This is a genomic window from Acidimicrobiales bacterium (genome assembly GCA_030747595.1).
In the GTDB taxonomy this organism is placed as follows: domain Bacteria; phylum Actinomycetota; class Acidimicrobiia; order Acidimicrobiales; family MedAcidi-G1; genus UBA9410.
The window spans coordinates 11,897-30,380 of the sequence record JASLKK010000003.1 but is presented as its reverse complement, the minus strand read 5'-3'; the positions used below and the strand labels follow the sequence as shown (position 1 = coordinate 30,380).

The following is an 18,484-nucleotide window of genomic DNA, read 5'->3' as shown; positions in this document are numbered from 1 at the left end:
GAGTTCGGGGTAGGTGGCCCATCAGTCGCCAAAGGGCCAGACGCCAGGGATCTCTCGTTCGGCACGGGGTGACGGCGGAATGGCGTAGGCCTCCTCATCAGGCCGGATCAGGCCGTAGTCCTCGCGGGCCCGCCGTTCGATCTCTTCATCGGTACCCAGGGCGTCGATCCGTTCGTCGTAGCCCCGGTTGACGTCCTCGACGGCTTCAACCTCGACCCGCAGCGCTGCGGTGCGGTCCCGCTGCTCCAACCAGTCGCGAAACGGCACCACCCCGAGCGGCAATGCAGCAGCGGCTGCGGTGACGACCACCAACAGCAGGATCAGCCGTCGGGTGGCGGCTGGTCGCACGGTTCAGCCGCCGGCTAGCGCGGCCCGCCCACGGAAGGCGGCCGCTTCACCGAGCATCTCCTCGATACGAAGCAACTGGTTGTACTTGGCCACCCGGTCACTACGGGCCGGCGCACCGGTCTTGATCTGGCCACAGTTGGTGGCCACGGCCAGGTCGGCGATCGTGGTGTCCTCGGTTTCCCCGGACCGATGCGACATGACGGCCGTCCATCCGTTGGCGGTAGCCATCTCGATTGCCTCGAGGGTCTCGGTAAGCGTGCCGATCTGGTTGACCTTCACGAGGATCGAGTTGGCCACGTCGGCGTCGATGCCCCTCTGGAGACGGGTGACGTTGGTAACGAACAGGTCATCGCCCACTAGTTGGACCCGATCACCGACCAGCCCGTACAGGGCGGCCCAGCCATCCCAGTCCTCTTCGGCCATGCCGTCCTCGATGGACACGATCGGGTACCGGTCCGAGAGGTCGGCCAGGTAGCCGGCCATCTCATCGGACGACAGAGTCCGACCCTCGCCAGCCAGACGGTAGGCGCCGTCGTGGAAGAACTCGGTGGAGGCAGCGTCCAGCGCTATACCCATGTCATCGCCCGGGGTGAGCCCGGCCCTTTCGACGGCCTCCATCAGCAAGGTGATGGCCTCCTCATTGGAACCCAGGTTTGGGGCGAACCCGCCCTCGTCGCCGACGGCCGTGGCCATGCCCCGCTCGGACAGAACCTTCTTGAGCACGTGATAACACTCGACGCCCCACCGCAGGCCCTCGGAGAACGAGGCGGCACCCACCGGCATCAGCATGAATTCCTGCAGGTCGACGTTGTTGTCGGCATGCTCGCCACCATTAAGGACATTGAGCATGGGCACGGGCAGCACGTGGGCGTTGGCGCCGCCGACGTAGCGGAACAGCGGCGCCTCGGCATCCGCGGCCGCAGCACGGACCACAGCGAGCGACACGCCGAGAATGGCGTTTGCACCCAGGCGGCCCTTGTCTTCGGTGCCGTCGCAGTCGCACAGGGCCCAATCGACGGACCGCTGGTCGTAGGCATCCAACCCCCGGACGGCAGCCGCCAACTCTCCGTTCACGTTGGCCACCGCGGCTCCCACGCCCTTGCCGGCCCACCGGTCACCACCATCACGGAGTTCCACGGCCTCAAACATCCCGGTCGAAGCGCCGCTGGGCACCATGGCCCGGCCGGATGCACCGGATTCCAGGACGACGTCAACCTCCACCGTCGGGTTCCCCCGACTGTCGATGACCTGACGACCGGCGACCACGGCGATGCTGCTCATGGCCTGAACGCTACCGGGGGTGGTCCCCGCCGTAGAGGCGCTCCAACTCGGTGGCCCGGACGACCGTCGAGAATCGACCAACCGCTCCGCGTAGCGCGTCCTCCGCATCTAGGCCGGCGGACCAGGCAGACACTGTCAAGGCCAGCAGGAGATCCCCCAACGCCTCGTCGTCCAACGCCTCGTCATCCCGAAGCCCGGACAGCGAAAGGTCGGGTTCGACGTCGATGCCGGCGGCTCGACGGACGACCTTCTGGGCGACGGCCAGGGCGGGCAGTGTCGGCGGAATGCCGTCCAACACTGATTCCCTCCCCTTCTCGACCTGCTTGATCCGGTCCCAGTTGGCCACTACGTCGGCCGAACCATCGACGCCCACCGGGTCTTCACCGGACTCGGGCCTGAACACATGGGGGTGCCGGTGACGGAGTTTGTCGTGGATCCCCCGGGTCACGTCAGCCAGGTCGAAGCGCCCGTCATCAGCCGCTATCCGAGCGTGGAAGACCACCTGGAAGAGCAAGTCGCCGAGTTCCTCCTCAAGGGCCTCCGAGCCCTCACCGCTGACCTCGTCGAATTCGTCGAGGGCCTCGAGGACCTCATGGGCCTCCTCCAGGAGGTGGGGCCGCAGTGTGGTGTGCGTCTGCTCGGCATCCCAAGGACATTCGCGCCTCAACACGGCCACCAGATCCACGAACCGCTGCACCTCGGCGGCAATGGGCGCAGCCAGACGGGGTACGAACAACGACGTCAGGTGATCGGGGTCGACCACATCGGGCAGGTCATCCCAGAGGGCCTGCACGATCCGTTCGTCGTCGGTACCAAGTCCCTGCAACACGGTCACCGGCTCGTCCGGCGGATCGACAACGGCAGCCACGACGTCGGCCAGTACCGCCGGGCTGTCGACCTGGGCGACCAGCAATGGTCCCCGCTCGCCGGCCGCCTCGACCGGAAAGCGGTGGGCGTCGACGATACGGACGCCGCTATCTAACGGATCCACGCCCAGTCGCACCCAGGCGAGGTCCAAGAATGACAGGGCCGGAACGAGGGTCACGTCGACCCGATCGTCGGCTAACAGAAGTTCGACGGTGTGCTCGGCCACCATCGGCGAACCGGGCACGGCATACAGGACCTGACTGTGAACTTCGGCGGCGACCACCACCTCCTCGACCACCCCGGCGTAGACCTCGGTAAACGAGACAGCCGACTCGTAGTGGTGGTCGAGGGCCACCACCGCGTCACCGAGCACGGAGACCGCCGGATGGCGGACTGTCCGGACAAGTCGATGGGGATGCTCGCCGATGGCGACCAACGTGGCCGTCGTGCACAGGTCGGGTCCGGCCGGCCCGAGGCCGACCACCGTCACCCGGGGACGTTCGTTAGTGGCGGAAACGTGCTGACCGCTCACCGGACCTCACGAACCTCGTCGGATCACGAACCCAGTCGGGCGAGCGCCGGAGCTAGCGGGCCGGCGGGCGGAGCGACCCGTCCCACCACGGGGTCCCAGTCACCGAAACGTGCGTCCACCTCGACGGTACGGGTCAGCCCGGCGATCTGGAGTAGCGCGGCGGACAGGCGGACCCCGAGGTCGTCGAATGCCACAGGCTCGACGGGACGCACCTCGTCGATGCGAATCACGTGGAAACCGAACTCGCTGGGTACCGGACCCACCAGAGTCTCACCGGCAGCTAGGGCTCCGAGGGCGGCCCGTTCAAATGTGGGAACGAAACGACCGAGTCCGACACAACCCAGCGATCCGCCGGCCTGTCCCGATCCCGGATCCTGGGAGACCGATCCGGCCAATGCCGCGAAGTCCTCCCCGGACTCAAGGAGATGCATGACGGCCCGGGCATCGTCCTCGTAAGAGACGAGAATGTGACTGGTGCACAGGTCGTGGCCCAGCAGGTGGGCGTTGGCCTCGTAGGCGGCCCGGATGCCGCCTCCGGCCTCCTCCACCACGTCGAGGGCGGACTGCCACCCGATGAAGCGCGGCAACGAGGGGTCTCCGGCATCCACGCCGGCAGCGATCAGGCGATCCCGGGCAGCAGTGCGCGCCTCGGCATCGACCGCCACGTCGTATTCGGCCAAAAGGTCGGACAGCGCCTCGTAACGGACGTACCGGTCGACGACGTTGGCCGCCGCCTCGGCATTCACGGCTTCGACATCCACCGGGCCTCCGGTGGCCTCGGCCACAAGGGCGGCCACTCCCTCCCGATCCAACGTGGTCTCGCCGACCCGGATCGCCTCGACCGAGGAACCACAGGCTGCGACCAGCAGCATGATGGGCAGGGTGAGGGCGACCAGCGCACTGGCGGTCGAGCCGACTCGTCTCTTCGCGGGGACCTCGTTCAAGGGACGCACAGGTCGTGCAGGCTACGCGATCCTCAGGTCGTGGCGGTGCCGACACCCGTCGCCACGCCAGCCTCAAACAGTGGCACGACGTCTTCCAGAATCTCGGTTAGCACCGACGCGAGGTCGCCGGAGCTGGGCTTCTTCAGCGGCAGGAAGACCTGCTGCTGCTCTTCCTTGTACCGGGCGTCGCGATACAGGCGGGCCAGGCGGGCCTGGCGACTCAAGGGGAGGACCACCGGGGCACAGCGGGCAATGTGTTCGGGCCCGCCGAGACCGGGGCCCTTGCCAACCATGACTTCGGTAATGCCACGGGCCACGCATGCCGTACGGAGGCGGGCCACCGCCAGGAGCGCCTTCACCGGCTGAGGAATCGGCCCATAGCGGTCTTCCCACTCGGCCTGCACGGCGTCGACGGCAGCCGGATCAGGCTCGGTTCCGGCGTTGGCAAGCTTGCGGTAGGCCTCGAGTCGTAGGTCGCTTCGGGACACGTAGTCCTCCGGCAGGTGGGCGTCGACCGGCAACTCAACACGGATCTCGGCCTGCGGCACCGATGCCGTTCCAGCCAGCTCAGCCACCGCCTCGGTAACCATCTGGCAGTAGAGGTCATAGCCCACCGCCGCAATGTGCCCGGTCTGCCCGGTGCCCAGCAGGTTGCCGGCCCCCCGGATCTCAAGGTCGCGCATGGCAATCCGAAAGCCCGAACCCAGCTCAGTGGTTTCGCCGATGGTGCGGAGCCGTTCGTGGGCCTGTTCGCTGAGCGACCTGTCCGGCGGAGTGAAGAGGTAGGCGTAGGCCCGTTGTCCTGCACGGCCGACCCGGCCCCGCAGCTGGTGGAGCTGGCCCAGACCCAGAAGGTCGGCCCGGTCCACGACCAGGGTGTTGACCGTCGGCATGTCGATGCCCGACTCGATGATGGTGGTGCAAACCAGAACGTCGTAGCGACCCTCCCAGAAGTCGAATACCACCGACTCCAGGCTGGTCTCGTCCATCTGTCCGTGGGCGACGGCAACCCGCGCCTCGGGCACTAGATCGCGTACCCCACCGGCCACCTGGTCGATGTCGTGCACCCGGTTGTGGACGAAGAACACCTGCCCCTCGCGCAACAACTCGCGCCGAATCGCCTCGGCGATCGGACGTTCGTCGTAGTCGCCCACGTAGGTGAGGATGGGTTGGCGATCCGCAGGTGGGGTGTCGAGCAGGCTGAGGTCGCGGATGCCGGTAAGCGACATCTCCAACGTTCGGGGAATCGGGGTGGCGGTCAGGGTCAGAACGTCGACGTTGGCCCGGAACGTCTTGATCGCCTCCTTGTGGCTGACGCCAAACCGCTGCTCCTCATCAACGACGAGCAGGCCGAGGCGGGCGAACCGGACGTCGGCCGACAACAGGCGGTGGGTGCCGATCACCACGTCGATCGATCCGTCGGCCAACCCCTCCGACACCGTCCTGGCTTCAGCGGTGGTCAGGAAGCGGCTCAACACCTCGACGCGTACCGGGTACGGGGCGAAGCGGTCCCGGAACGTCTGGCCGTGCTGCTGGGCCAACAAGGTGGTCGGGACCAGCACGGCGGCCTGACGACCGTCCTGCACGGCCTTGAACACGGCGCGCACCGCCACCTCGGTCTTGCCGAAGCCGACGTCACCGCACACCAGGCGATCCATGGGCACCGGCCGCTCCATATCGGCCTTGACCTCATCGATAGCTCGCAACTGGTCGGGCGTCTCCTGAAATGGGAAGGCCTGTTCGAGCTCTCGCTGCCACGGGGTGTCCTCAGCGAAGGCGTGGCCCTCGGCGGTCACCCGCTGCTGGTAGAGCACCACCAGTTCCTCGGCGATCTCGGCCACCTCGGACCGCACCCGGGCCCGGGTTTTCTGCCAGTCCGACCCACCCATGCGGCTCAGGGTCGGGACTTCGCCGCCCGTGTGGGGGCGAATGGCGTCGATCTGGTCGGTTGGGAGATAGAGCCGGTCGTCGCCCCGGTACTCGAGCAGCAGGTAGTCGCGTTCGACGCCGCCCATCGACCGGGTAGTCAGACCGCCGAAGCGGGCCACCCCGTGGTGCTCATGGACGACGTAGTCACCAGGTGCCAGATCCTCAAACACCCGGATGGCCGACCGTCGGCGAGGCCGGGTCCGTCGCCTGGTCCGTCGGCGGCCGGTGAGCTCGCCCTCGGTGACGAGCGCCAGCCGGGAGCCCGGCAGGACGAAGCCCCGCTCGACGGGCGCCACGACCAGCGATGCGCCGGTCGGGAACCGGAGGTCTTCTCCCTCCAGGTGGGCACCCGGACGAAAGACCTCGATCTCGGCGTCGAGGAGCCGGCGCGCCAACTGGTCGGCGCTCCCCTCCCCGTCGGCAGCCACCACCACCCGGTGGCCTTCGGCCAGCAGGCGTCGAAGCCGTCCAGCCGGCCCCTCGGAGTCTTCGGCAATCACGGCCACTGCGACATCACGGCCCCAACCGGAAGCCTGAACGGTCTCCACGCCGGGCCCGTCCGGTACGGCGTCCATGGTCCAGACCGGGGCGCCGGTATGGGCCAGTAGGCGATCCCAGTCGGTATGCAGCCGGGGGAAGACCGTGTCGTCGGCACCCCACGTGGTGGCCAGCGTGGCGGCCAGCTCCGCCTCCTCCGCCTGGAGGTCAGCAATGCGATCTCTTAGCCGCCGAGGTTCGACGGCCACCACCAGTGCGTCATCGTCGACGAGGTCGAACAGGACCCGCTCGTCACCGGACAACCACGGCAACCACGACTCCATTCCGTCGAACAGCTCGCCGTCAGCCAGCCGATCCCACTGCTCCCGACCCCAAGGTTCGGAGGCCACCAGTTGGGTGGCCCGAGCCCGAACCTCGTCGTCAGGAAGCAGTTCTCGGCAGGGATGCAGTTCGACCTCGGAGCGGGGCACAGTGGCCCGCTGGTCGGCCACCCCGAACTCGGTCAGGCGTTCCACCTCGTCGCCCCACAGGTCGATCCGGACCGGCGCATCGTCGGTGGACGGCCAGATATCGATGATCGAACCACGTACTGCCAGCTCACCTCGATGCTCGACCTGGTATTCGCGCCGGTAGCCCACAGCCACCAGGTCCGCGACGAGCGACTGCTGGTCGACAGTGTCGCCGGGTCCGATGCGAACCGGGTCGATCCGCCCGGCACCCGGGCCGAGTCGCTGGACGAGCGCCCTTCCTGATGCCACGACTACCAACGGGCGGTCATCAAGCGAAGCCAACCGGTGGAGGGCACGAAGCCGGCGACCCATGGTCTCCACGCCGGGACTAATGCGTTCGAAGGGCAACGTCTCCCATGCCAGAAACAACTCGACGGCCCGATCCCCCAGAAAGAGCCGTAGGTCGTTGGCCAGGCGCTCGGCCTCGGTCCCAGTTGGGACGGCCACCACTAGTGGCGTCCGTCCCGTCCGGCGCACGAGGGAGGCCAAAACCACGGCCCGGGCCGGTTCGGCAACGGCGAGCGAGGCGGTCCGGCGACCCAATACGGCAGCCACCGACGGCTCATCGTCGAGCAACGCGGGGAGGTGCTCCAGGAGGTTCGACATGTTTCTCAGCGAAAGTTTCTCAGCGGAGGTTTCTCAAGGGAGGATTTCTCAGGAGCGGGCGTTGACGCGGCCCATGGTGGCGTCGACACCTTCTGCCAGGATCGCCTCCACCGCGTCGGCTGCCTCCTGCACGATCACACCAAGTTCAGCCACCTCAGCCTTCCCGGGACGGCGCAGAACATAATCGGCGCCGGCCTGGCGACCGGGGGGCCGACCCACCCCGATGCGGATCCGCAGGTAGTCCTGTGTCTTCAGATGTGCGGTGATCGACTTCAGGCCGTTGTGGCCGGCCATGCCACCGCCGACTTTGACCCGCAGGCTGCCGACCGGCAGGTCGAGTTCGTCATGGACAACGACGATCCGGGCCGGATCGTCCACCCCATGCCGGTGCGTGAGCTTGCGAACCGACTGACCCGACTCGTTCATGAAGGTCTGCGGAAACGCCAACGCCACTCGCTGGCCACCAATGCGGACCTCGCACGACAGGGCAAGTTCCTTGGACCGACGCATCGAGCCACCGTGGCGGTCGGCCAGGACGGCAACGACGTCGGCACCCACGTTGTGGCGCGTGCCGTCGTAGTCGTCTCCGGGATTTCCGAGGCCGACGACCAGTAGGGCCGCCGGTTCCCCGGTCCGTTCGGCGCGGGACCGACGCAGCACGTGTCGTGTCGGTCCTAGTCGCTACTCGGAGTCGGCGGCCTCGTCAGCGTCGCCGCCCTCGCCACCTTCGCCGTCCTGGCCGTCCTCGCCGTCCGAAGCCTCGGCGCCTTCGGCAGCCTCTTCCTCAGCAGCCTCGTCGGCGGCCATGGCCTCCAACGTGGAGCGGGTGATCATGCCGACGGCCACTGTCTCCTCGACGTCGACGTCGGTAGTGACGCCGGCCGGGAGGGCGATATCGCCGACACGCTTGGAATCGCCGATGACGAGGTCCGAGATATCGATCTCGAGCTCGTTGGGGATGCTGTCCGGCGCGGCGTTCACAGTCAGGCTGAACAGGTTCTGGTCGACCATGCCGTCGGCATCGGAGACCTCCTTGGCCTCCCCGACCATGACGATGGGGACGTCGACGGTCACGTCCTGCTTGGGGTCGATACGCAGAAAGTCGACGTGGATCACGTCACGGCGTACCGGGTGACGCTGGATGTCCTTGACGATCGACATCTGCTTGGCGCCGTCAAACTCAAGGTGGATCACCGCGTTCACGCCGGCATCGGTCGTCAACACACGACGCAAGTCCGGCCAGTCGACGTCGATGCTGACCGGGTCCTGGCTAAGGCCATAGACGGCAGCGGGGATACGACCCGCGCGACGGAGGCGGCGGCTGGACCGGGTTCCGGTTTCCCGGGTGGTCTCTGCGGAGAGGACGATCTCGCTCATGGAAGTGCTTTCTGGAGGTGCGTTCAACCGGCCTGCGCGGGTCGGCAGGTTCGGACAGGTGGTCTTGTGGGGACCGGCAGAAAAGCCTACCGGCGCACGGCCCCGGGGCGTCAGGAGAGGTTGTCGCCGCCGAAGATCTCGCTGACCGACGCGTCCTCGAAGACGGCGTCGATGGCTCGGGCGATGATTGGGGCCACGGACAGAACCTCGACCAGGTCGAGGTCGGCACCGTCGGGCAGCGGCACCGTGTCGGTGACGATGACCTTCTCGATGGGCGACGCAGACAGTCGCTCCAGTGCCGGTCCGGAGAACACGCCATGGGTAGTCGCCGCGATGACCCGCGAGGCGCCTCGTTCGGCTAACTGCTCGGCCGCGGCACAGACGGTGCCCGCCGTGTCGATCATGTCGTCGACGATGACGCAGACCTTGCCCTCCACTTCACCAACGACCTCCTTGGCCTCCACGGTGTTGAACGCCGTATGGCTGCGGCGCTTGTGAACAATGGCCAGATCGGCGTCCAACTGATTTGCATAACGCTCGGCCACCTTTACTCGACCGGCATCAGGAGACACGATGGCTAGGTCTCCCTCGAGTAACCGCAGACGGTCGACGAGGACCGGCATGGCGGTGAGGTGGTCGACTGGCCCGTCAAAGAAGCCCTGAATCTGACCCGAGTGCAGGTCGATCCCCACTAGGCGGCTGGCTCCGGCCTCCTTGAACAGGTTCGCCACCAGCTTGGCTGTGATGGGCTCGCGGCCCGATGCCTTCCGGTCCTGACGGGCGTAGCCGTAGTGCGGGCAGACCACGGTGATCCGCTTGGCCGAGGCCCGGCGCGCCGCGTCGACCATGATCAACTGCTCCATCAGGGTGTCGTTGATCGACATGCCCTCAGAATGGCAGTGGGTCTGAATGATGAAGGCGTCGCAACCTCGGATCGACTCGGAGAACCTGCAGTGGATCTCCCCGTTCGCGAACTCGGCAATGTTGGGCTCCCCGAGGGACTCGCCGAGTTCGGTGGCGACGGCCTCGGCCAGCGGGCGGCTAGCCCGACCGGCGACGAGGTACAACTTCTTGTGCGTGACCAGTTCCATGGGCTGCGGCGAGATCCTCGTCGGGGGCGGTTTCGTTTTCGATCATACGTCGGCGACTGGTGGCACGGATCAGCCGATGTAGACGAGTTTCGAAGGGACCATGCCGAAAGGTTGCCGGCCTCGGGTACCTCAGCAGGCTCCGATCCAGTGGATCACCCGAGGTTGCTCAGCGCGCCTCCCAGAGGTTGACCCATGCCTCGCACGTCTCGGGCGGCGCCAGCCCCAATTGAATCAGCAGGCGGAATAGGTGGGATCCGAGGCACAGACCGAGAAATGCCTCCAGCAAGGCGACGGCCGACACGGCGACCACCAGCACCGTGGCCGTGCCGCCGACACCTCGTCGACCGGATGGGAAAACGAGAAGGGCCCGGCACCATCCACTGGTTCGACCCTATTGTCGTTCCCATCTCCACTCCCACGCCTCCCCCCGACTCGAAGCGCTTCCCCGCAGGTCCTACGCCGGCTGATCAGGTGCTGGCCGAATTGGAGGACAAACGCCACGACGACGTCCGTTGGGACGAGGGGCGTACCTTCGGCCTGGTGTTCGACGGTGGCGCCGAGGTCCGTGACGTGGCCGAACGGGCGGCCCGGGCGTTCCTGCATGAGAACGCGCTCAGCACCGCCGCCTTCCCGTCACTGGGCACCATTCAGTCCGAACTCTGCGCCTGGACAGCTGACCTGCTCCATGGCCCGGAGGGGACTGCGGGCTTCGTGACCAGTGGTGGGACCGAGAGCATCCTGTGTGCGGTGGAGGCGGCCCGGGAGCGGGCCCGGGCCGAACGCGGCGTCAACGAGCCGGAGATCGTGCTGGCGACCAGCGCCCATGCGGCCTTCCACAAAGGAGCCCACCTGTTCGGACTGCGAACCCGTGTCGTGGACGTGACCGGGGACTGGACGCCCGACCTCGACGCAATGGCCGACGCCATCTCCGATCGCACGGCCCTGGTAGTGGCCTCCGCACCCCAGTACCCGCAGGGGGTGGTCGACCCGGTGACCGAGATCGCGGCAATGGCTGCCGAGGCCGGGGCGTCGTGCCACGTCGACGCATGCATGGGCGGCTTCGTCCTCCCGTTCGCCGCCCTGGAGCAGCCACAGGCGTGGTCGGCTCCGCCGTGGGATCTAGCGGTCGAAGGCGTGACCAGCATCTCGGCCGACCTCCACAAACTGGGCTACGCCCCCAAGGGGGTGTCGGTGCTGCTCCACCGGTCCCGGGCGCTGCGGCGTTACCAGACGTTCGACTTCGACGGCTGGTTGGGTGGGCGGTACGTCACACCGAACCTGCAGGGCACCCGGTCGGGCCTACCAATGGCCGCCGCATGGGCCGTGGTTCGGTTCCTCGGCGTCGACGGCTACCGGCGTCTGGTTCGCACCGCGCTGGAGGCCGCCGACCGGATCCGGGCCGGCGTTCGGGCCATGGACGGACTGACGGTGCTTGGCGACCCTCGCCACCACCTGCTCTCCATCACCGCCGATGTCGTAGCCGATCGACCGCTCGATCCGTATGCGGTGGGCGATGCCCTGGCCTCCCGGGGTTGGCACCACGATCGGCAGGCACCACCAGACAACCTGCACCTGACGGTGAGCGCCGGTAACGCACCGATCGTGGACGAGTGGTTGGCCGACCTTGCCGATGCCGTGGACGAGGTGCGGTCAACCGGTGACCGCTGCTCCGAACCCGAGGCCGGCGCATACTCGACTCTGGAATAACGGAGAAAGTCGTGTCCTGATCAGGTGAACAGGTCGGCGGCGTCCTCGAAGTCGACCAGCCACGTCCGACCGCCACCCTCGGAGTGGTACGACGACCAACCCAGCAGCCTTCGGGCCTCCTCGGGTAGGCCGGCGGCCCGGGCCCGATCGACGTGGAGCGGGCTGGCCTCCTCGGGTCGCAGCCACCCGGCCACGAAACTCACGTGCATGCCGTACCGCATTACGTCGGTGGTGTTGGCGCCAGCGCCGTGGATGACCTTGCCCGAATAGATGAGGCCGGCGCCGGCCGGCATCTCGGCGTAGGCCAGGTCGTCCTCGGTTACCTCGTGACCGCGCACCAGTCCGGGCGGCAAGGCCTGCGTCCCGGGCACCACGACGGTGGCCCCGTTGGCCCGGGTGAACTCCGAGAGGGCAAACATGCAACTGACGGTGATCTCCCGTTCGGCAGTGATGGCCTCGGGCCAGTTGTTCTCGTCGCGATGGAGGTACTGGGCCTTCTCCCCCGGGCCGACAGCCATGACCTGGCCGGTGTTCAACCAGTAGGAGGTGCACCCGCCGAGCAGCTCGTGGTCGGTGACCGCACCGAACACCGGTTCCAAAAGGGCGTGGTCGACGAAGGCCCGACTTCGAGCAGCCAGCCCACAGAACCGGATCGTCTCCCGACCGTGGAAGAGCTCCCATTGCTCGAGCCCGCTCCGGGACCCCGGCTCAATGACCTCCATAGCTCCGGCCAGATCCTCGATGATGGCCAGGCGTCCCTCGTCGGACAGCAGGTCCCGGACGATCACCCCGCCGTCACGATGCAAATGGGCCAGCAACTCATCGATCGGTTCGTCGCGATCCACGGTTGTGAGAGTCTTCATGACGCGCATCCTTCCTGCTGTCGCCAACCCAGCGCAAACGCCGGCCTACCGATACCGTCCGCCCATGGCCGAAGATCTCCGCTACACCCCGCAGCCGTTCGATACCGAACTGGACCGCAGCGTCGAGGACACGGTCTCCGGACCGCTGCGAGCGCCCGCCCAGATGCTGGCCGACCAGTCCTATGGCGGTCACGCCAGTGTGCATGACGACGCTACCGCGGCCTCCCTTGGCCTGACCGCCGGACCCATCGAAGGACCGACCCACTTCAGCCAGTTCGATCCACTGCTGGTCGACCGGTGGGGGGACCGGTGGTTCTCCCACGGATGCCTGAGCGCCCACTTCCAGACCATGGTCGTCGGAGGCGAGCAGGTACGGGCCAGTGTGACGGACGACAAATCTGACGCCTGCCGGGTCACCATCGATGCGGCCAAGGCCGACGGCACGCCGGTGCTGACTGGGACGGCTTCGGTCGGCCCCGACCATCCGGACACCGCACTGGCCCCTAGGCTGGCCCGAGCGAAGGCTGAGCCACCGGGCGACCTCCACGTCATCGACATTCTGTCCGTCGGCATGACCGGACCGGGCGACGAATCGGTCACCGTGACCTTCGACGAGGACTTCGGTGACCTCTACCCGTTCTCGCTAGCCCACAAACTGGACCGGATCACCGAACCGTCGCCGTGGTATCTGCCGGAGGCCGACACGACCTGGGGCGGCCCAATCGTCCCCATCGAGATGCTCAGCGTGTTGACCAACTCGGCATCAAAGCACTCGGGGTTCGCGGCCCGCCAGCCATCCATCGGTCTTTTCATCGACTTGGAGGTGCGCTTACTGGGCCGACCGGTGCTGGTCGGACACACGTACCGGGTCGACCGGGAAATCGTGGCCATGGGTGCCAGCCGTCGCACCGAGTCCTACTGGACCCGGACGGTACTAACCGACACCGAGGGTGACGGGCCGACCGCTGAGGTACTGCTCCACCAGGGCGTGTTCAAAGACTCCTACCCCGGCTACCCCACCGGCTCCTGAGGGCCGGCTCTGATGCCGAGTGGCGTCAGGCTGATTCGACCGTTCTGATCCCGTCGTAGACCATGGGTTGGGTGGCTCCGGCCCCCAGCGTCTCATCGTGGGCCACCAGCATCCGTTCATGGAACGGCACCGTCTCGGGGTCGAAGTCGACGGCAGGCACTGGAAGCATTAGCAGCTCGGCCCCTGAGCAGTCCCCACGTACTGGTGTGGCGTAGTCATCCCTCCCGGCCTGCATTCGAACCGACGGCGTCAGGTACCTGATGGCCACGCCGACCCGCCGCACGTCAGAGACGTTGGGTCCCGATCCATGGACCATCAGGCCGTCGTGCAGGGACATCTCTCCGGGGCTAAGGGCCACCACCACCTCGTCGGCCGGATCGTGGGTCACCGTCACCTGCTGGCCTCGACTCAAGATGTTGTCGGCGCCGAACGTGTCGTAGTGGTCGACATTGCCCCACCGGTGGCTTCCCCGAACGAAGTGCATGGCGCCGTTCTCGTCAGTCACCTCCGACAGGGCAATCCACGCAGTGACATGCTGGCCAATGGCGTCGAAGCCCCAATAGTGGAGATCCTGGTGCATGGTCAGCATCTTCGAGCTGTGGGGTTCCTTGGCCAACAGTTCGCACGTCCAGACCATCAGATCCGGGCCGAGGATCGACTCGATGACGTCGAGGACCGCCGGGTGGCGGGCAATGCGGTCGGCCACCGGGCTGATGACCTGCATTCCGTCGCGCAGGTATTGGGCGAAGGGGCGGGGTAAGTGGGTGTCGTCGCTCCAGCGAGCCTCAAAGGCCTCGAAGGCGGCCCGTAGTTCGGCCGCCTCGTCAGCGTCGAACACCGGAACCGGGAAGAGGTACCCCTCGTCCCGATAGGTCGCGATCTGTGTCGCGGCCAGCGACCCAGCAACAGGTGGCCCGGTGGTGGGTGATCCGGCCATGGGTGCACGCTACCGATGGGCTGAACGAACGTCCAGTTCCGTCGGATGAACGGACGACCCGCCCCCGGCTCAGCTCCTGACGGGACTCTGGGCGGTAAGGCCCCCGTCGACGGTGAACAGGCTCCCCGACACGAACGTCGACTCATCAGACGCCAGCCACACGGCCAACGCCGCGATGTCGCCAGGTGACCCGAGACGACCCACCGGATGGGCATCCACCACGTCAGCTCGCATGGCCGCCGGATCATCAGCCCCGGCGAAGACCACCTCGGCCATCTCGGTGGTGATCCACCCGGGACGGATGGCGTTGCAGCGCACCCCGTCACGCCCGTGGTCGACAGCCACCGCACGGGTCAGCGAATGCACCGCTCCCTTGGAGGCGTTGTACACGGCCATCCCGTGGTCGGCCATGTCGCCGGCCACCGACCCGATGTTGACAATGGACCCCCCTCCGTGGTCGCGCATGTAGCGCACGGCGGCCCGGCAGCAGTTGAACACACCCCGCACGTTGACCCCGATGACTTGGTCGAACTCTGCGTCGGTGGTGTCGGCAACCGTCTTCGCAATCTGGACCCCGGCATTGGCCACCATCACGTCGAGGCCCCCGTAGGCGTCGACTGCCGCGGCGACCAGCGCATCGACGGCCACCGGATCGGTGACGTCGGTCGGCACCCAGACCGCACCGTCCACCGACGGTTCCGACCGACTGCCCACCACGACCCGGGCCCCCTCGGCAACCATCCGGCGGGCAATGGCCTCGCCGATGCCGCTGCTGGCCCCTGTGACCACGATCGACTTTCCGTCCAGTGCCCCCACAGGCATTCCCCCTGTCTCAGTGCTGCAACTCCGCGGAATGTAGCCCCGCCCACGAACCAGCCGCGGCCTCCACAGTACGGTCACCGTTCATGACCGATGCCAGCACCCTCACCCTCTCCGAGACCCGCGGCCCCTCCGAACCGCCGTTACGCGACTTGACTATCGGCGGGTTGCTTCGTGAGGTGGCCGCCCAGGTCCCCGACCGGCGGGCCCTGGTGGCCGGCGTGCCCGATCCCGCCGGCCGCCGCGAGTGGACCTACGCCGATTTGTTGGCTGACGCCGAACGGGCGGCCCGTGCCCTGCGGGTCCGCTTCGAGCCTGGGGAGCGAGTGGCACTTTGGGCTCCCAACGTGCCCCAGTGGGTGGTGTTGGAGTTTGCCTGCGGCATGGCAGGGGTGATCCTGGTAACCATCAACCCGGCCTACCAGGCCCGGGAACTGCAGTACGTCCTGACCCAGTCCCGGGCGGCAGGGCTGATCTTGCTCCCCGAGTTCCGGGGCAACCCGATGCTGGGCACAGCCCTCGACGTGCAGTCGGAGTGCCCCGAACTGCGCGAGGTCATCCGCCTAGACGAGTGGAAGGACTTCCTGGCTTCGGGCGATGTCTGGGACGGCGAGCTGCCCGACCCCGACCCGATGGACCCCTGCATGATCCAGTACACGTCGGGCACCACCGGCTTCCCCAAGGGTGCCCTGCTGCACCATCGGGGCCTGGTCAACAACGGTGCCCACACCGGCGACCGGGTCGGGGTCACCGAGGGCGCCGTCTACGTCCTGACCATGCCGCTGTTCCATACCGGTGGGTGCGTGCTCGGGGTCCTCACCGCGGTGTCGATGAAGATGACCATGGTTCTGGTCGAGGCCTTCGACCCGGGCCTCGTGCTGGAACTCATCGAGGCCTACGACGGGGCGGCCATGCTGGGCGTACCCACCATGCTCGTGGCGATGCTCGAACACCCGGACTTCGCCATCCGCGACCTGTCGGCCATCGAGGCCATCTGCTCCGGCGGCTCCACGGTGCCCGCGGCGCTCGTGGAACGCCTCGAGCGGGAACTGAAGGCTCCGTTCACCATCGTGTTCGGCCAGACCGAGTTGTCGCCGGTGTCGTCGATGACCCACACCACGGACACCATCGAGGACAAGGCGTCGACCATCGGCAACGCCATGCCCCACGTGGAGGTCAAGATCATCGACCCGGAGACCGGCGAGACGGTGCCCCCAGGCACGGTCGGTGAGTACTGCGCCCGCGGTTATCTGGTCATGCACGGCTACTACGAGATGCCCGATGCCACCGCTGAAACGATCGACGCCGACGGGTGGCTGCACACCGGCGACCTAGCGGCCATGGACGAGCGGGGCTACCTGACCATCGAGGGTCGCCTCAAGGACATGATCATCCGGGGCGGCGAGAACATCTATCCCAGGGAGCTCGAGGAGTTGCTGTTCGCCCACCCCACGGTGGGCGAAGTGGCCGTGGTGGGCCTACCCGACGACAAGTGGGGTGAGGTGGTATCGGCCTTCGTGCGGCCGGCCCCCGGCCAGGCCATCGACCGCAACGAGCTGTTCACCTACCTTCGGGAACACCTGGCGCCCCACAAGACGCCCCGCCACTGGTTCGAAGTAGAGGAGTACCCACTCACGGGTAGCGGCAAGATCCAGAAGTTCGTGCTCCGCGACCAGTGGGTGGACGGCCAGTGGACGGAGATGGCCTGATCCCGCGGCGGGAATGGCAATAGGCCACCGAGGGCAACCGATCAGGAGCGACCGGCTGCTCTACATCAGCGTGAGGTACCGGTCGATCTCGGCCGGAGAGACCTGGTCGTTGACGGCACGGAACTCGGCCCGCTTCACCTCGGCGAAGTAGTCCACGTAGTCGCCATCGCGACCCGACCCCATCGCTGATCGGAGGGCGTCGTCGGCCACCAGGGCATCCATGGCGTGCAGCAAGGTGGGCGGCAGCGCGGCGATGCCCCGGGCGGCGATCTCGTCAAGTGACAGCGTGAACAGGTTGTCGGTGTTGGGCTCGCCCGGATCCACAGCACGTTCAATCCCGTCCAGGCCGCTGGCCAACAGGGCAGCCAGGGCCAGGTAGGGGTTAGCCGACCCATCGGGCACCCGGACCTCGAGGCGGCCACCCTCGGGGATGCGGATCATCTGTGTCCTGTTGTTCCCTCCATAGGCCACGTACGAAGGCGCCCAGGTGGCCCCCGAGTCAGGCGGACCAACACCAATGCGCTTGAACGAGTTAACCGTCGGGCAGACGATCCCGGTCAGCCCCTGGGCGTGGTCCAGGATCCCGCCGGTGAACTGGTAGGCCATCTCACTGAGGCCCAGTCCCCTCGGATCGTCGTCGTCGTGGAACAGCGGTTCGTCGGAGTCGGCAGTCCACAGGCTGAGGTGGGTGTGCAACCCATTGCCCGTCTTGTCAGCGAACGGCTTGGGCATGAACGTTACGTACCGACCATCCCGTCGGGCCAGCGTGTGCAACATCAGGCGAAGCACGACCAGGCGATCGGCGGTGGTAAGGGCATCGGCGTACTTGAAGTTCTGCTCGAACTGGCCGTTGGCGTCCTCGTGGTCGTTGGCGTAGTTGCCCCACCCCATGGCATCCATGTGTCGTGACACCGTGCTCAGGTGGTCGAGCACCGCCGTCAGGCCCCGAGCGTCGTAGCAGGGCGCCGTCGACACGTCCCGCTCGTCGGCCACGCTCAGCGAGCCGTCCTCGTGACGCCGCAGCAGCGAGTACTCCACTTCGGCTCCCGCCTTGAGTACCAGGTTCTGCTCGGCGGCCCGGGCGAGCACCTGCTGCAGGATTACCCGCGGCGCGTAGGGCCAAAGCTCGCCCTCCACGGTGGCGTCGCACTGCATGGCGGCCACGTTGGGCTGCCACGGGAACTGGACGTACGAATCCGGATCGGGGATGGCCAGGATGTCGGGGTCGGCCGGATTCTGGCTAAGCGGCCCGGCGGCGAACCCGGCAAACCCGGCACCCACCTCCAACAGGTCGTCAATGGCGGTGACGGGCACCAGCTTGGCGCACGGCTTGCCGTGCATCTCGACGAACATGGCGTAGATGAACTCCACCCCGTCGTCAGCGATCTGGGACTTCAGTTCGTCCGGCGTCATCGACCAACCTCCCCCTGATGGCGC

Annotated in this window: 15 protein-coding genes; 3 read left to right on the top strand and 12 right to left on the bottom strand. The window is 67.1% G+C overall.

Annotated elements, in window-relative coordinates; translation table 11 throughout:
- Positions 1–21: 21 nt before the first annotated feature.
- From QF777_02700 to QF777_02665, 8 genes are all read right to left on the bottom strand, one after another.
- Positions 22–348 (bottom strand): septum formation initiator family protein, encoded by a 327-nt coding sequence (locus QF777_02700; GenBank protein ID MDP6910462.1) that lies wholly within the window; start codon positions 346–348, stop codon positions 22–24.
- A 3-nt stretch (positions 349–351) separates the two neighbouring features.
- Positions 352–1,629: a phosphopyruvate hydratase gene (gene eno, locus QF777_02695; protein ID MDP6910461.1), complete on the bottom strand. Its 1,278-nt coding sequence runs from the start codon at positions 1,627–1,629 to the stop codon at positions 352–354.
- A 10-nt stretch (positions 1,630–1,639) separates the two neighbouring features.
- Positions 1,640–3,028, bottom strand: coding sequence for a MazG nucleotide pyrophosphohydrolase domain-containing protein (locus tag QF777_02690; protein MDP6910460.1), 1,389 nt, complete (start codon positions 3,026–3,028; stop codon positions 1,640–1,642).
- Between the two features lie 23 nt (positions 3,029–3,051).
- Positions 3,052–3,981 (bottom strand): peptidylprolyl isomerase, encoded by a 930-nt coding sequence (locus tag QF777_02685; protein ID MDP6910459.1) that lies wholly within the window; start codon positions 3,979–3,981, stop codon positions 3,052–3,054.
- 23 nt (positions 3,982–4,004) lie between these two features.
- Entirely contained in the window at positions 4,005–7,514 is a 3,510-nt protein-coding gene (gene mfd, locus QF777_02680; protein ID MDP6910458.1) for a transcription-repair coupling factor, read from the bottom strand.
- Between the two features lie 48 nt (positions 7,515–7,562).
- Positions 7,563–8,174: an aminoacyl-tRNA hydrolase gene (gene pth / locus QF777_02675; protein ID MDP6910457.1), complete on the bottom strand. Its 612-nt coding sequence runs from the start codon at positions 8,172–8,174 to the stop codon at positions 7,563–7,565.
- A 21-nt stretch (positions 8,175–8,195) separates the two neighbouring features.
- Positions 8,196–8,891, bottom strand: a complete 696-nt coding sequence (locus QF777_02670; GenBank protein ID MDP6910456.1) for a 50S ribosomal protein L25 — start codon at positions 8,889–8,891, stop codon at positions 8,196–8,198.
- Positions 8,892–9,001: 110 nt separating this feature from the next.
- Positions 9,002–9,982: a ribose-phosphate diphosphokinase gene (locus QF777_02665; GenBank protein MDP6910455.1), complete on the bottom strand. Its 981-nt coding sequence runs from the start codon at positions 9,980–9,982 to the stop codon at positions 9,002–9,004.
- Positions 9,983–10,453: 471 nt separating this feature from the next.
- Between QF777_02665 and QF777_02660 the strand changes: the two genes are divergently transcribed.
- The gene (locus tag QF777_02660) at positions 10,454–11,689 is read left to right on the top strand and encodes an aminotransferase class V-fold PLP-dependent enzyme (protein MDP6910454.1); all 1,236 of its coding nucleotides are present in this window, start codon (positions 10,454–10,456) and stop codon (positions 11,687–11,689) included.
- A gap of 20 nt (positions 11,690–11,709) precedes the next feature.
- Here QF777_02660 and QF777_02655 read toward each other — a convergent pair whose 3' ends face one another.
- Positions 11,710–12,552 carry a phytanoyl-CoA dioxygenase family protein gene (locus tag QF777_02655; GenBank protein MDP6910453.1) on the bottom strand — a complete coding sequence of 281 codons (843 nt, stop codon included), beginning with the start codon at positions 12,550–12,552 and terminating at the stop codon, positions 11,710–11,712.
- Positions 12,553–12,616: 64 nt separating this feature from the next.
- Between QF777_02655 and QF777_02650 the strand changes: the two genes are divergently transcribed.
- Complete coding sequence (locus tag QF777_02650; GenBank protein MDP6910452.1) at positions 12,617–13,582, top strand: hypothetical protein; 966 nt, start codon at positions 12,617–12,619, stop codon at positions 13,580–13,582.
- Positions 13,583–13,607: 25 nt separating this feature from the next.
- On the opposite strand, the gene QF777_02645 is transcribed toward QF777_02650, so the two are convergent.
- Complete coding sequence (locus QF777_02645; protein MDP6910451.1) at positions 13,608–14,519, bottom strand: phytanoyl-CoA dioxygenase family protein; 912 nt, start codon at positions 14,517–14,519, stop codon at positions 13,608–13,610.
- 69 nt (positions 14,520–14,588) lie between these two features.
- Positions 14,589–15,341 carry an SDR family oxidoreductase gene (locus tag QF777_02640; protein ID MDP6910450.1) on the bottom strand — a complete coding sequence of 251 codons (753 nt, stop codon included), beginning with the start codon at positions 15,339–15,341 and terminating at the stop codon, positions 14,589–14,591.
- Between the two features lie 83 nt (positions 15,342–15,424).
- On the opposite strand from QF777_02640, the gene QF777_02635 reads away from it, so the two are divergent.
- Positions 15,425–17,047 carry an AMP-binding protein gene (locus QF777_02635; protein ID MDP6910449.1) on the top strand — a complete coding sequence of 541 codons (1,623 nt, stop codon included), beginning with the start codon at positions 15,425–15,427 and terminating at the stop codon, positions 17,045–17,047.
- 60 nt (positions 17,048–17,107) lie between these two features.
- Here the strand turns inward: QF777_02635 and glnT are convergent, their stop codons facing one another.
- The gene (gene glnT / locus QF777_02630) at positions 17,108–18,460 is read right to left on the bottom strand and encodes a type III glutamate--ammonia ligase (protein ID MDP6910448.1); all 1,353 of its coding nucleotides are present in this window, start codon (positions 18,458–18,460) and stop codon (positions 17,108–17,110) included.
- Between the last annotated feature and the right edge of the window lie 24 nt (positions 18,461–18,484).

Excerpts from the sequence above, each read along its gene's own strand:
- eno (MDP6910461.1), bottom strand. The coding sequence starts at position 1,629 with ATGAGCAGCATCGCCGTGGTCGCCGGTCGTCAGGTCATCGACAGTCGG.
- mfd (MDP6910458.1), bottom strand. The coding sequence starts at position 7,514 with ATGTCGAACCTCCTGGAGCACCTCCCCGCGTTGCTCGACGATGAGCCG.
- QF777_02670 (MDP6910456.1), bottom strand. The coding sequence starts at position 8,891 with ATGAGCGAGATCGTCCTCTCCGCAGAGACCACCCGGGAAACCGGAACC.
- QF777_02665 (MDP6910455.1), bottom strand. The coding sequence starts at position 9,982 with ATGGAACTGGTCACGCACAAGAAGTTGTACCTCGTCGCCGGTCGGGCT.
- QF777_02655 (MDP6910453.1), bottom strand. The coding sequence starts at position 12,552 with ATGAAGACTCTCACAACCGTGGATCGCGACGAACCGATCGATGAGTTG.
- QF777_02650 (MDP6910452.1), top strand. The coding sequence starts at position 12,617 with ATGGCCGAAGATCTCCGCTACACCCCGCAGCCGTTCGATACCGAACTG.
- QF777_02645 (MDP6910451.1), bottom strand. The coding sequence starts at position 14,519 with ATGGCCGGATCACCCACCACCGGGCCACCTGTTGCTGGGTCGCTGGCC.
- QF777_02640 (MDP6910450.1), bottom strand. The coding sequence starts at position 15,341 with ATGCCTGTGGGGGCACTGGACGGAAAGTCGATCGTGGTCACAGGGGCC.
- QF777_02635 (MDP6910449.1), top strand. The coding sequence starts at position 15,425 with ATGACCGATGCCAGCACCCTCACCCTCTCCGAGACCCGCGGCCCCTCC.
- glnT (MDP6910448.1), bottom strand. The coding sequence starts at position 18,460 with ATGACGCCGGACGAACTGAAGTCCCAGATCGCTGACGACGGGGTGGAG.